This window comes from Streptomyces sp. NPDC005863 (genome assembly GCF_042871345.1).
Lineage (GTDB): Bacteria > Actinomycetota > Actinomycetes > Streptomycetales > Streptomycetaceae > Streptomyces.
Genome location: NZ_JBIAII010000002.1, coordinates 568,860 through 582,264, shown reverse-complemented (window position 1 = coordinate 582,264; position 13,405 = coordinate 568,860). Strand labels below are relative to the sequence as shown.

11 protein-coding genes are annotated in these 13,405 nt (G+C 71.5%); 10 read left to right on the top strand and 1 reads right to left on the bottom strand.

The window, feature by feature from the left end; all coding sequences use genetic code 11:
- The first annotated feature begins 27 nt into the window (after positions 1 to 27).
- The 4 genes from ACFYO9_RS08615 (at position 28) to ACFYO9_RS08600 (ending at position 5,736) form a co-directional block, all read left to right on the top strand.
- Positions 28 to 1,170: an acyl-CoA dehydrogenase family protein gene (locus ACFYO9_RS08615; RefSeq protein ID WP_355814139.1), complete on the top strand. Its 1,143-nt coding sequence runs from the start codon at positions 28 to 30 to the stop codon at positions 1,168 to 1,170.
- A gap of 111 nt (positions 1,171 to 1,281) precedes the next feature.
- Positions 1,282 to 2,496 carry an acetyl-CoA C-acetyltransferase gene (locus ACFYO9_RS08610; RefSeq protein ID WP_358777327.1) on the top strand — a complete coding sequence of 405 codons (1,215 nt, stop codon included), beginning with the start codon at positions 1,282 to 1,284 and terminating at the stop codon, positions 2,494 to 2,496.
- Positions 2,497 to 2,736: 240 nt separating this feature from the next.
- Positions 2,737 to 4,920, top strand: a complete 2,184-nt coding sequence (locus ACFYO9_RS08605; RefSeq protein WP_358707142.1) for a 3-hydroxyacyl-CoA dehydrogenase NAD-binding domain-containing protein — start codon at positions 2,737 to 2,739, stop codon at positions 4,918 to 4,920.
- A gap of 129 nt (positions 4,921 to 5,049) precedes the next feature.
- Positions 5,050 to 5,736, top strand: a complete 687-nt coding sequence (locus tag ACFYO9_RS08600) for a hypothetical protein (protein WP_358777326.1) — start codon at positions 5,050 to 5,052, stop codon at positions 5,734 to 5,736.
- Between the two features lie 52 nt (positions 5,737 to 5,788).
- Here ACFYO9_RS08600 and ACFYO9_RS08595 read toward each other — a convergent pair whose 3' ends face one another.
- On the bottom strand, positions 5,789 to 6,580 hold the full coding sequence (locus tag ACFYO9_RS08595; protein ID WP_358777325.1) for a MerR family transcriptional regulator: 792 nt from the start codon (positions 6,578 to 6,580) through the stop codon (positions 5,789 to 5,791).
- Positions 6,581 to 6,798: 218 nt separating this feature from the next.
- Between ACFYO9_RS08595 and ACFYO9_RS08590 the strand changes: the two genes are divergently transcribed.
- The 6 genes from ACFYO9_RS08590 (at position 6,799) to ACFYO9_RS08565 (ending at position 13,360) form a co-directional block, all read left to right on the top strand.
- Positions 6,799 to 8,604, top strand: coding sequence for an AMP-dependent synthetase/ligase (locus tag ACFYO9_RS08590; protein WP_358777324.1), 1,806 nt, complete (start codon positions 6,799 to 6,801; stop codon positions 8,602 to 8,604).
- Positions 8,605 to 8,763: 159 nt separating this feature from the next.
- A complete protein-coding gene (locus tag ACFYO9_RS08585; RefSeq protein ID WP_355814125.1) occupies positions 8,764 to 10,233 on the top strand; it encodes an amino acid permease in 1,470 nt (489 codons plus the stop codon).
- 78 nt (positions 10,234 to 10,311) lie between these two features.
- On the top strand, positions 10,312 to 10,791 hold the full coding sequence (locus tag ACFYO9_RS08580) for a macro domain-containing protein (RefSeq protein ID WP_358777323.1): 480 nt from the start codon (positions 10,312 to 10,314) through the stop codon (positions 10,789 to 10,791).
- An 86-nt stretch (positions 10,792 to 10,877) separates the two neighbouring features.
- The gene (locus ACFYO9_RS08575; protein WP_358777322.1) at positions 10,878 to 11,393 is read left to right on the top strand and encodes a hypothetical protein; all 516 of its coding nucleotides are present in this window, start codon (positions 10,878 to 10,880) and stop codon (positions 11,391 to 11,393) included.
- 109 nt (positions 11,394 to 11,502) lie between these two features.
- Entirely contained in the window at positions 11,503 to 12,330 is an 828-nt protein-coding gene (locus ACFYO9_RS08570; RefSeq protein ID WP_358777321.1) for an alpha/beta fold hydrolase, read from the top strand.
- Positions 12,331 to 12,439: 109 nt separating this feature from the next.
- Positions 12,440 to 13,360: an oxygenase MpaB family protein gene (locus tag ACFYO9_RS08565; protein ID WP_358777320.1), complete on the top strand. Its 921-nt coding sequence runs from the start codon at positions 12,440 to 12,442 to the stop codon at positions 13,358 to 13,360.
- Positions 13,361 to 13,405: the final 45 nt, after the last annotated feature.

Sequence of the window (13,405 nt, the reverse complement as noted above, 5' to 3'; positions counted from 1 at the left end):
CCGAGGGCTCCAGGAGGCCACGTACAGATGAAGCGGCAGATCTTCTCCGCCGAGCACGACGCGTTCCGCGAGACGGTGCGCACCTTCCTCGCCAAGGAGGTGCTCCCGCACTACGAGCAGTGGGAGAAGGACGGCGTCGTCTCCCGCGAGGCATGGCTCGCGGCAGGCCGACAGGGGCTGCTCGGCCTCGCCGTCCCCGAGGAGTACGGGGGCGGCGGCAACGACGACTTCCGCTACTCCGCCGTGCTCGCCGAGGAGTTCACGCGCGCGGGCGCCGCCGGACTCGCGGTCGGCCTGCACAACGACATCATCGGCCCCTATCTGACCTCGCTCGCCACCGAGGAGCAGAAGCGGCGCTGGCTGCCCGGCTTCTGCACCGGCGAGACCATCACGGCCATCGCGATGACCGAGCCCGGCGCGGGCTCCGACCTCCAGGGGATCCGCACCACCGCCGAGGACCGCGGCGACCACTGGGTGCTCAACGGCTCCAAGACGTTCATCTCCAACGGCATCCTCGCCGACCTCGTCATCGTCGTCGCCAAGACCTCCCCGGAGGGCGGCGCGCACGGCCTGTCCCTGCTCGTCGTCGAACGCGGCACGGCCGGCTTCGAGCGCGGCCGCAACCTCGACAAGATCGGCCAGAAGGCCCAGGACACCGCCGAGCTCTTCTTCAACGACGTCGTCGTCCCCAAGGAGAACCTGCTCGGCGAGCTGGACGGCGCGTTCATCCATCTGATGACGAACCTCGCGCAGGAGCGCATGGGCATCGCCGTCGCCGGGATCGCCGCGGCCGAGCACCTCCTGGAGATCACCACGACGTACGTGAAGGAGCGCGAGGCCTTCGGGCGGCCGCTGGCCAAGCTCCAGCACATCCGCTTCGAGATAGCGGAGATGGCCACCGAGTGCGCCGTCACCCGCACCTTCCTCGACCGGTGCATCGTCGACCACGCGAACGGGGAGCTCGACGCCGTGCACGCGTCGATGGCGAAGTGGTGGGCCACCGAACTGCAGAAGCGGGTCGCCGACCGCTGTCTGCAACTGCACGGCGGCTACGGCTACATGGCGGAGTACCGGGTCGCCAAGGCCTTCACCGACGGACGCATCCAGACGATCTACGGCGGCACGACCGAGATCATGAAGGAGATCATCGGCCGTTCCCTCCTCGGCTGAACCGCACACCGCAGACCCGCATACCGCAGACCCGCATACCGCAGACCCGGACACCGCAGACCCGCACCCCGCAGACCCGCACCCCTCCGGACACCCTCGAAAGGCACACGCGTGACCACCGAAGCGTACGTATACGACGCGATCCGCACCCCGCGCGGACGCGGCAAGGCCAGTGGAGCCCTGCACGGCACGAAGCCCATCGACCTCGTCGTCGGCCTGATCCACGAGATCCAGGCCCGCTTCCCGGGGCTCGACCCGGCCGCCATCGACGACATCGTCCTCGGCGTGGTGGGCCCGGTCGGGGACCAGGGCTCCGACATCGCGCGGATCGCGGCCATCGCCGCGGGGCTGCCGGACACGGTCGCGGGAGTCCAGGAGAACCGCTTCTGTGCCTCGGGTCTGGAGGCCGTCAACCTCGCCGCGATGAAGGTCCGTTCGGGCTGGGAGGACCTCGTACTCGCGGGCGGCGTCGAGTCGATGTCGCGGGTGCCGATGGCCTCCGACGGCGGGGCCTGGTTCGCCGACCCGATGACCAACTTCGAGACCGGCTTCGCGCCGCAGGGCATCGGCGCCGACCTGATCGCCACCATCGAGGGCTTCTCGCGGCGCGACGTCGACGAGTACGCGGCGCTCTCCCAGGAGCGCGCCGCCGCGGCCTGGAAGGACGGCCGGTTCGGCAGGTCCGTCGTGCCGGTCAAGGACCGCAACGGACTCGTCGTCCTCGACCACGACGAGCACCTGCGCCCCGGCACCACCGCCGACTCCCTCGCGAAGCTGAAGCCGTCCTTCAAGGACATCGGCGACATGGGCGGCTTCGACGCGGTCGCGCTGCAGAAGTACCACTGGATCGAGCAGATCGACCACGTCCACCACGCGGGCAACTCCTCCGGCATCGTCGACGGCGCGTCGCTGATCGCGGTCGGCAGCAAGGAGGTCGGCGAGCGGTACGGGCTCGCTCCGCGCGCGCGGATCGTCTCCGCCGCCGTGTCCGGCTCCGAGCCGCTGATCATGCTCACCGGTCCCGCGCCCGCGACGCGCAAGGCGCTCGCCAAGGCGGGTCTCACCATCGACGACATCGACCTCGTCGAGATCAACGAGGCGTTCGCCGCGGTGGTGCTGCGCTTCGTCAAGGACATGGGGCTGTCCCTGGACAAGGTGAACGTCAACGGCGGCGCGATCGCGTTGGGCCATCCCTTGGGCGCCACCGGGGCGATGATCCTCGGGACGCTCGTGGACGAGCTGGAGCGGCGGGATCTTCGATACGGGCTCGCGACGCTGTGTGTGGGCGGGGGGATGGGCATCGCCACGATCGTCGAGCGGCTGTAGGGCGGCCACGCGCCGTAGGGGCTGGGGTGCGCTGCCGGCCGCGGGCCCGTCGTGGCCGCTCGCGCAGCTCCCCGCGCCCCTGAAAGCGCACTCCGTGCGCCCCTCATGAGGCGCGGCGCAGCCGCATGCCTCAGGGGCGCGGGGAACTACGCGACCAGCCCCCACCGGCGGTCAGACGGCCGCGAAACCCTTCCGCCCTCCCCAGAATCCGCCTGCCACAGACTTCACGGAGAGACCGACATGACCGCAAGTACCACCATCCGCTGGGAACAGGACGACACCGGCATCGTCACGCTCGTCCTCGACGACCCCAACCAGTCCGCGAACACCATGAACCAGGCGTTCAAGGACTCCATCGCGGCCATCGCCGACCGCGCGGAGGCCGCCGTCGAGGCCGACAAGGACGCGATCCGCGGCTTCATCTACACCTCCGCCAAGAAGACCTTCTTCGCGGGCGGCGACCTCAAGGACATGATCAAGGTCGGCCCCGAGAACGCCCAGCAGGCGTTCGACACGGGCACCGAGATCAAGAGGTCGCTGCGCCGCATCGAGACCCTCGGCAAGCCCGTGGTCGCCGCCATCAACGGCGCCGCGCTCGGCGGCGGTTACGAGATCGCCCTCGCCTCCCACCACCGCGTGGCCCTGGACGCCCCCGGCTCCAAGATCGGCCTGCCCGAGGTCACCCTCGGCCTGCTCCCGGCCGGCGGCGGCGTCACCCGCACCGTACGCCTCATGGGCATCACCGACGCGCTCCTCAAGGTGCTCCTCCAGGGCACCCAGTACAACCCGAGGCGCGCCCTGGAGAACGGCCTCGTCCACGAAGTCGCCGCCACCCGCGAGGAGATGATCGAGAAGGCCCGCGCCTTCATCGACGCCAACCCCGAGTCGCAGCAGCCCTGGGACAAGCCCGGCTACCGCATCCCGGGCGGCACCCCGGCCCACCCCAAGTTCGCGGCGAACCTGCCCGCGTTCCCCGCCAACCTCAAGAAGCAGACGGCGGGCGCCAACTACCCGGCGCCGCGCAACATCCTCGCGGCCGCCGTCGAGGGCTCCCAGGTCGACTTCGAGACCGCGCTGACCATCGAGGCCCGGTACTTCACCGAGCTGGTCACCGGCCAGGTCGCCAAGAACATGATCCAGGCGTTCTTCTTCGACCTGCAGGCCGTCAACTCCGGCGCCAACCGCCCGGCGGACGTCGAGCCGCGCCAGGTCCGCAAGGTCGCCGTGCTGGGCGCCGGGATGATGGGCGCGGGCATCGCGTACTCGTGCGCCCGCGCGGGCATCGACGTCGTCCTGAAGGACGTCTCCGCGGAGGCCGCCCAGAAGGGCAAGGGCTACTCCGAGAAGCTCTGCGCCAAGGCCGTGCAGCGGGGGCGCACCACCCAGGAGAAGGCGGACGCGCTGCTCGCACGCATCACGCCGGCCGCGGACCCGCAGGCCCTCGCAGGCTGCGACGCCGTGATCGAGGCGGTCTTCGAGGACACCTCGCTCAAGCACAAGGTGTTCCAGGAGATCCAGGACGTCGTCGAGCCGGACGCCCTGCTGTGCTCCAACACCTCGACGCTGCCCATCACCACGCTCGCCGAGGGCGTCTCCCGCCCCGTCGACTTCATCGGCCTGCACTTCTTCTCGCCGGTCGACAAGATGCCGCTCGTCGAGATCATCAAGGGCGAGCGGACCGGCGACGAGGCGCTGGCCCGCGCCTTCGACCTGGTGCGCCAGATCAACAAGACGCCGATCGTCGTCAACGACTCGCGCGGCTTCTTCACCTCGCGGGTCATCGGGCACTTCATCAACGAGGGCGTCGCCATGGTCGGCGAGGGCATCGAGCCCGCGTCCGTCGAGCAGGCGGCGGCCCAGGCGGGCTACCCCGCCAAGGTGCTCTCCCTGATGGACGAGTTGACGCTCACGCTGCCGAGGAAGATCCGCAACGAGACGAAGAAGGCGGTCGAGGAGGCCGGCGGCACCTGGCCCGGCCACCCGTCGGACGCCGTCATCGACCGCATGGTCGACGAGTTCCAGCGCCCCGGCAGGAGCGGGGGAGCGGGCTTCTACGAGTACGTGGACGGCAAGCGGGACCGCCTCTGGCCGGGCCTGCGCGAGCACTTCACCAAGCCGGGGCACGAGATCCCCTTCGAGGACATGCAGGAGCGCATGCTCTTCTCCGAGGCGCTGGACACCGTGCGCCTCCTGGAGGAAGGCGTCCTGACGTCGGTCGCGGACGCCAACATCGGCTCCATCCTCGGCATCGGCTTCCCGGGCTGGACGGGCGGCGTCCTGCAGTACATCAACGGTTACGAGGGCGGCCTGCCCGGCTTCGTGGCCCGCGCGCGTGAGCTCGCCGAGCGCTACGGAGAGCGGTTCACGCCGCCCGCCCTGTTGGTCGAAAAGGCGGAAAAGGGGGAGAAGTTCAGCGACGTCTGATCTTGTCGCGACTCCGGTTCCGCCTGGTCGGGGGCGGAACCGGAGGCGTTGCCCCCGGGTCGTATCCTGCCGGAGAGCATGATCACGACAAACGGAAAGGTGACCGCTGTGCGGTTCACGACAGGGGGAATGACGCGGGCAGTCGGCGTCGGAGTGCTGGTCCTCTCGCTGGCCCTGACGGGCTGCGACGGCAAGAAGGACAAGAAGAGGGGCAAGCACAAGGCGTCGTCCTCGCACAGCCGCACCGCCGGCGGCGGGACCGCGGGCATGGGCTCGCTGAGCGCCGCCCGCCGGGCCGAGGCGATCCTGCCGCCCCTCGACACGATGCCCGCCGCCCTGCGCCACGTCAGCACGGAACTGCACAGCCGCGCCAAGGCGCCCTCCGTGTGCAAGGACCCGGGCGGCAAGTGCAAGGGGGCCGTGGCCAACGGCCGGGTGGGCTACCGGAGCGGCGACAAGGCCGAGGGCGCCGGTTACGACGTGATCGTGTACAAGAACGCGCGGGCCGCCGAGCGCGCCTTCACCGTCTGGCAGAGCTACGCGCAGAACAACAAGCACGAGGTCACGGTCCTTCAGGGGCCGCCGCACGGCGACGCGAGTCTCATGTACGGGTACGAGAGTCCCTCGCGCACGAACACGCTGACGATGGTGATCCGTCAGGACCAGTACATCGGCACGCTCGACGTACGGGACGCCTCCGGGGCGCTGGCCGCCAGGACCGACATGAAGGCCCTGTCCGAGGTCTACGCCAAGCGGCTGGTGCAGGCGACGCAGGACGAGACGCCGAGCGCGACGGCCGCGCACGTCAAGGTGTGACCGTCACGACGGTCGCCACGACGGCGCCCGTCGGGAAGTACGGGGGTGTGGCTCAGCCTTCCTTGAGCCACTCCCGCAGCTCCTCCTTGAGGGAGCGCTGAAAGGCCGTCACCAGCGCCTGCACCACCATCGGCTGCATGTGGGCCGACAGGGACCGCATCGCCGCGACGTGCGCGGGGTCGGACTCGCGCTCGGGCCCCCGTACCTCGTCGCGGAAGAGCCGCGACAACTCGTGCGCGGCGGACCGCGTGTGCTCCATCAGGACCGTGCGCGCCGCCAGGATCGTCTCGTGCGCGATGGGCACGTCGAGGAGCTGCACGCCGAGGCGGAGCAGCCCCAGGTCCACGCGGTACGTCCCGGGCGTCCGGGTCAGGGCCACCACCCCCATCGCCGCGAGCCGCTCCAGGTCCTCGTCGCCGAGCGCGCGGCCCGCCCTGCGCTCCAGCTCGGGGTGGGACACGTCCTCCGCCGAGTCGGGGGCCCAGGAGGCCACCACGGCACGGTGGATGGCCAGATCGTGGGCGCTCAGGCCGGCCGGCAGCTGCTCCAGGTACCGCTCGATCGCGGCGAGCGTCATGCCCTGGAGCTGCAACTCCTCGATGAGCGCGAGCCGTGACAGGTGCTCGCGGCCGTAGTGGCCGACGCGGCGCGGGCCGATCACCGGCGGCGGCAGCAGCCCCTTGGTCCCGTAGAAGCGGATCGTACGGACGGTGACGCCCGCGCGCGCGGCCAGTTCGTCGACCGTGTACGTCGGCTCCTCGCCGGCGCTGGGGTCGCTGGTCTCGGTGGTGTCGGTGGTGTCGGTGGGGCCGGTGTCTCCGGTGTCCCTGGTGTCCGTCGTCATGACGGCGCCCTCCCTCCCCGGCCGGCTCTCCGGACGTCTCCCCGTGGGTGCAGCGATCCGGCGCGTACCGGGGCGTGCAGCAAACCAGTGCAACAGTATTGCTGGCACACCAGTGTTGTGAAACCCTCCGGGCCAGTTACGTGCACGTCCACCGCTCGGCCACTCGCTCCTCACGCACCCGTCCGCTCACGCACAGCCGATGGCGCCAGGAGGCGGTCATGACCACGATTCCGCGACGTCCCGGGGACCCCGCCGACACCACGCTCCCCGCCCTGCTGCTCCGCAATGCCGACGAGCACGGAGACCTTCCCGCCCTCTGCTGGCGCACCGGGGCCCGGTGGTCGACGCTGACCTGGCGCGAGGCGCGCCGCAAGGTCGCCGTCCTCGCCGCCGGTTACGCCGCGCTCGGCGTGCGGCGCGGCGAGCACGTCCTGATGATGATGGGCAACCGCCCGGAGCACTGGCTGAGCGATCTGGCCCTCGTCCACCTCGGCGCCGTGCCCGTCACCGTGTACGGCACCGCCGCCCCCGAACAGGTCGCGCACATCGTGCGGCACAGCCGGGCCCGCGTCGCGATCGTCGAGGGCGCCGGTGAACTGCCGCGCTGGGAGCCCCTGTTGGCCGACGCCACGGCGCCGCTGGAGCGCCTCGTCGTGGTGGAGGGCGCCGCGGCGAACGGCCACCGCACGTACGGCTCCCTGCACGCCACGGGCGCACGGCTCCTCGACCCCGACGCCTTCGAGAAGTCCTGGCGCGAGATCCGCCCCGCCGACCCGCTCACCGTCGTCTACACCTCGGGCACCACGGGCGACCCCAAGGGCGTCCGCCTCAGCCACCGCAACGTACTCCTGAACGGCACCGCCCTGGACGCCGTCGTCGAGTTCCCCGACGGCGTCGGGCACATCTGCTATCTGCCCTTCGCCCACATCGCTGAGCGCCTGCTCGGCATCTACCTGCCGGTGCTGCGCGCCGCGCACGTCCACCTGTGCGCGGACCCGGCCGAGGTGGCCGCCACCGCCCGCGAGCTGCACCCCTTCCAGTTCTTCGGCGTCCCGCGCGTGTGGGAGAAGCTGGCCGCCGCCGTAGGGGCCGCGCTCGCCGGGCTTCCCGCGCAGCGGCGGGCCGCGGTCGAGGCGGCGAACGACACGGCGCGCGCCTTAGTCGCCTGCCGCGAGCGGGGCGAGGAACCCGCCGCCGAGCTGCGGGCCGCGTACGACGAGGCCAAGCGTGAGGTACTCGACCCGCTGCTCGCCCTCGCCGGTTTCGACCGGCTGGTGTGGACCGCGAGCGCGTCGGCGCCGATGCCGCCGGACGTGTCCCGGTTCTGGGCCGGCTTCGGGCTGGTGATCATGGACGCGTGGGGGCTCACCGAGACCTCCGGTGTGGTCACGACGAACAGCCCCGAGCGGTTCCGGCTCGGTTCGGTCGGGCGGCCCCTCGACGGACTCGACGTACGCATCGCCGACGACGGCGAGATCCTGGTGCGCGGCGCGACGGTCTTCGACGGCTACTTGCGGCCCGACGGCGGCGTCGACAGCGCCTGCGAGGCGGACGGCTGGTTCGCCACCGGCGACATCGGGAGGCTCGACGCGGACGGCTACCTCTGGCTCACCGACCGCAAGAAGGAAATGATCGTGACCTCGACGGGCAAGAACGTCTCGCCCGCCCTCGTCGAGAACGCGCTCAAGGAGCACCCGCTGATCGGCCAGGCCCTCGTCCACGGGGACGGCCGCTCGTATCTGGTGGCGCTGCTCGTCCTCGATCCGGAGCTGGCACCCGCGTGGGCCGCCGCGCGGGGGATCGAGGGGGACCTGGTCGCCCACGAGGCGGTGCGGGCGGAGGTGGCGCGGGCCGTGGCGGCCGCCAACGCGCGCCTGAACCGCACCGAGCAGATCAAGCGGTACCGGCTGCTCGCCGAGGAGTGGGGCCCGGCGACGGGCGAGCTCACGCCCTCCCTGAAACTGCGGCGCCGGGTGATCCGCGAGAAGTACGAGCAGGTCATCGACGCCTTGTACACCCCCTGATCATCATGTGAGAAGTTCCGCTATGTGACGTGCGCCACCGCGTGGGGGGCGGTGCGTGGGGGAAGGTGTCCCGTCGGTCCGCGCACGTCAGGGGTGTCGCGGACCGGAGCACATCCGGACCCCGGAGCTCTTTCCGGGCACCAGAGAGTAGATCCACCCGTGAGCAAGGAAGCCGTAGATTCGGCCGTCCTGGACGCATCCCGCACAGATGCGTCGCAGGCCCCCGCGGACGCGGGCGACGCCGGTTACAGCAAGGACCTCAAGGCCCGTCACGTCAACATGATCGCGATCGGTGGAGCGATCGGCACCGGCCTCTTCCTGGGGGCGGGCGGCCGTCTCCACTCGGCGGGCCCCGCGCTCGCCCTCGCGTACCTCGTCTGCGGAATCTTCGCGTTCTTCGTGGTCCGGGCGCTCGGCGAGATGGTTCTCTACCGTCCCTCGTCCGGTTCGTTCGTCTCGTACGCGCGCGAGTTCCTCGGGGAGAAGGGCGCGTTCTTCGCCGGTTGGATGTACTTCCTCAACTGGTCGACCACCTGCATCGCCGACATCACGGCGATCGCGCTCTACACCCACTACTGGAGCTTCTTCACCGATATACCCCAGTGGGTCCTGGCGCTGATCGCCCTCGCGGTCGTGCTCTCGGTGAACCTCATCTCGGTGAAGTACTTCGGCGAGATGGAATTCTGGTTCTCGATCATCAAGGTGGCCGCGCTGAGCGCCTTCATGATCATCGGTATCTGGCTCCTTGCCAGCCAGCACAAGGTGGGCGGCGAGACGCCGGGCCTCAACATGATCACCGACCACGGCGGCCTCGTGCCGAACGGTGTGATGCCGGTCGTGATCGTGATGCAGGGCGTCGTCTTCGCGTACGCCTCGCTCGAACTGGTCGGCGTCGCGGCGGGCGAGACCGCCGAGCCCCAGAAGATCGTCCCGCGCGCGGTGAACTCGATCATGTGGCGGGTCGGCGTCTTCTACGTCGGCTCCGTGGTGCTGCTCGCGCTGCTGCTGCCCGGCTCGCTGTACTCGGCGGACCAGAGCCCGTTCGTGACGGTGCTCTCCAAGATCGGCGTACCGGCCGCCGGCGACGTGATGAACTTCGTGGTCCTCACCGCGGCCATGTCCTCGCTCAACTCCGGCCTGTACTCCACCGGCCGCATCCTGCGCTCGATGGCGATGGCGGGCTCCGCGCCGAAGTTCACCGCCAAGATGAACCGCAACCAGGTTCCCTACGGCGGCATCCTGCTCACCGCCTCGCTGGGCGTCGTCGGCGTCGGCCTCAACCGGGTGGTCCCGGGCAAGGCCTTCGAGATCGTCCTGAACGTGGCGTCGCTCGGCATCATCGGCACCTGGATCACGATCATGGTGTGCCACCTCGCCTTCGTGCGCAGCGCGAAGCGCGGCGAGATCACCCGGCCGAAGTTCCAGCTCCCGTTCAGCGGCGTCACCGAGTACGTGACGATCGCGTTCCTGCTGGTCGTGCTGGGCCTGATGTGGAAGGACGCGGAGGTCGGCCGCAAGACGCTGTTCCTCATCCCGATCGTGGGCCTGGCCTTGGTCGCAGGCTGGTTCGGCGTCCGCCGCAGGGTGAGCCGCGAGGCACAGGGCCTCACGGGGCCGAAGGATCTGTAGCGGGGGATCGCCAGCGCATAGCGCTAGGGACCAATAGCAGGGAGCGCCACTGTCAGTGGTGGCCCGTACGGTGGCGTCATGTCGGAGATCACGTATGTCCGGGGTGACGCCACCGCGCCGTTCGGCAAGGGCGTCAAGCTGATCGCCCACGTCTGCAACGACCTCGGGGGCTGGGGGAAGGGCTTCGTGCTCGCGGTCTCGCGCCGCTGGCCGGAGCCGGAGCGGGCGTACCGCGCCTGGCACCGGGAGCGGGCCAAGAACGACTTCGGTCTGGGCGCCGTCCAGTTCGTGGACGTGGGCCGTCGCGTCTGGGTCGCCAACATGGTGGGGCAGCGGGGGATGCGCACGGGCAGCAAAGGCGTCCCCGTGCGGTACGAGGCGATAGACACCGCCCTCGCGACCGTGGCCGACAAGGCCGAGGAGCTCGGCGCCGGGGTGCACATGCCGCGCATCGGCTGCGGGCTGGCCGGCGGCACTTGGTCGCGAATCGAGCCGCTGATATCCGAGCGCCTGGTGGCGCGGGGGATCGCGGTGACCGTCTACGACTTCGGGGAGTGACCCGGTGCTGGACAACTGACCCGGTGCCGGACAACTGGTCCGCAGGTGTGCGTTGTTGTGCACGGATGAGCGGGTAGAGCACCGGCATGCAGCTCCTCCCCATGGAACTCGGGCCGATCGGACCGGTCGCGCCGGTCGGGCCGAAGACGCAGGCTCTGGCGCTCGCCGCCGTCCTGTGCGGCGCCCTGTGCGGCGTCCTGTGCCTTCTCGCCGGACGCTTCCTGCACCGCGCCGGTGCCGAGCCCGCCTCCGGGGGCCCGCCGGTTCGGGGGACGGTGTTCTCCGAGGGCCGGAGCGAGGGCCGACGTGATGAGGACGAGGGGGAGAGCGGCGGCGGGAGCGAGGGCGCTCTCGCCACCGGGCAGGCCAGGGGAGAGGCCGAGCGCGCCGCCGCGGAGGCGGAACTGCGTGGCCGGGTCTCCGAGTGGGCGTCCGAGCTGGCGAACCGCATCGCCTCCGAGCCGCTCATCGGGCCGCCCCGGGTTCCGGACACCGGCGGGCCCGCGGCGCGCCCGCCCGGCGAGGCCACGGCACCGCCACCCGGTGAGGCCACGTCGCGGCCGCCCGGCCAGGGCACGGCACGCCCACCCGGCGAACCGTAGACCGGGCCCCACGCCGGGCCGACGCGATCCGGTCGACGGCCGTACGCATTCGCGCCCCCGACCCCCCATCCCCCTGGCGGCCCCGCCCCCGCCGCCCGAGACTCGGCACATGGGCAGCACGGGCAGCAGCACGGGCAGCGGTGACGTCACGGTCCCGGTCAAGGGCGGCGAGCTGTGGGCGCACGACTCGGGCGACCCGAGCGGCACGGACGGCGGCGCGGGCCTCCCCTTGGTCCTGCTGCACCCCGGCGTCGGCGACTCCCGCATCTGGGACGGCATCCTGCCCCGCCTCACCGAACAGCACCGCGTGATCCGCTACGACGCGCGGGGATACGGCAGGTCACCGGCGCCGACCGCCGTGTTCTCCCTGGTCGAGGACCTGACCGCGGTGCTCGACCACTTCGGGGTGGCCCGCGCCGTACTCGCCGGGTCGAGCATGGGCGGGGCCACGGCCGTCAGCCTCGCCCTCCGCGAACCCGCCCGCGCGGCCGGCCTCGTCCTGGTGGTGCCGGGCATCACCGGCGCCGACGACCTCGTCCCCGTGGAGTTCATGGCCGAGTTGGGCCGGCTCGCCGAGGCGGGGGACATGGAGGGGCTCGTGGCCCTGCTGCGCCGTACCTCCGGCGCGGCGGTCACCGGACCCGACCCGGAGGTCGAGGCGCACCTCAGGGCGGTGATCCCGGCGTGGTTCGCCAACTACCCCCACAACGTGCCCGACCCGCCCGCCTACGACCGCCTCGGCGAGCTCGACGTGCCGTGCGTCCTCGCCCTCGGGGAGTTCGACCAGGCCGAGGTGGTCCGCGTGAACGAGACGATGGCGCGGCGCATCCCCGGCAGCCGCCTGGTGCGCCTCGCACACAGCGACCACTTCCCGACCGTACGGGAGCCGGACGCGGTCGCCGACCTCATCCTGGAGGCGTGCGCCGGGGCGCGGTGACCTCCGTGGCAGCGGTGACCTGAACGACAGCGGTGACCTCGGCGACACCGCCCTCGACGGTCGCATACTGGAACGCGCAAGCCCCGCGCGCCGCCGAGGAGCACGTCGCATGAACCACGCCACCGACCGCGACCACCGTGCCGACCGCGACCACCGTGCCGATCACGCCGATCGCGCCGAAGACCGCGATCCCGCCCCGCCCCCGCCCGGCGGCATCCTCTGGAGCATCGCGGGTGACATCCGCGCCGTCCTGATGCTGCCGCCCGCGCTCACCCTGCAGGTGGCCCACCCGGCGGTCGGCGCGGGCGTGGACGACTACTCGGTGTTCCGTACCGACCCGTGGGGACGGGGCGAACGCTCGGTGCGTTCCCTCCTGACGTGGGTGTACGGCGGGGACGAGGCCGTCGCCGAGGGCCGCAGGCTCCGCGCGCTGCACCGCACCATCCAGGGCACGGACGCCCACGGCCGCCGCTACCACGCGCTGACGCCCGCCAACTACGCATGGGTCCACGCCACCGGCTTCCCCGTCTACCGGCACGCGCAGCAGTATCTGGGCCGCCCCTTCACGCAGGCGCAGGAGCGACAGCTGTACGCGGAGTGGCTCCAGGTCGGCCGGATCCTCGGCATCCACGACCGGGACATGCCGCAGACGGTCGAGGAGTTCTGGCCGCACTACCGCAGGGTCCTCGCCGAGGAGATCGAGCTGACGGCGGTCGCCGCGGAGCTCACCGCCGCCGACAGCCCCGTACCGCCGCCGGACCGGGGCCCGCGCCTGCTGCGCATCCCGCTGCGCGTCCTGTGGCCGGTGCTGCTGCCCCCGCTGGCCCGCTTCCGCCGGTTCGTCACCATCGGCCTGATGCCGCCGGAGGCCCGTGCGGCGATCGGCCTGCCCTGGACGGCCGCGCAGGAGCGCAGGCTCCGCCGCTTCGGCCGGGTGGTCCGCACGGTGGTGCCGCTGCTGCCGGAGCGGCTGCGCTATCTCCCGCAGGCGCGCCGGGCGCGGGCGCGGTACCGCGCCGCCGGGCACTGAGCCCGTACGGCGCGGCACCGCAGGACGTCATGACGCCGGCGGTCC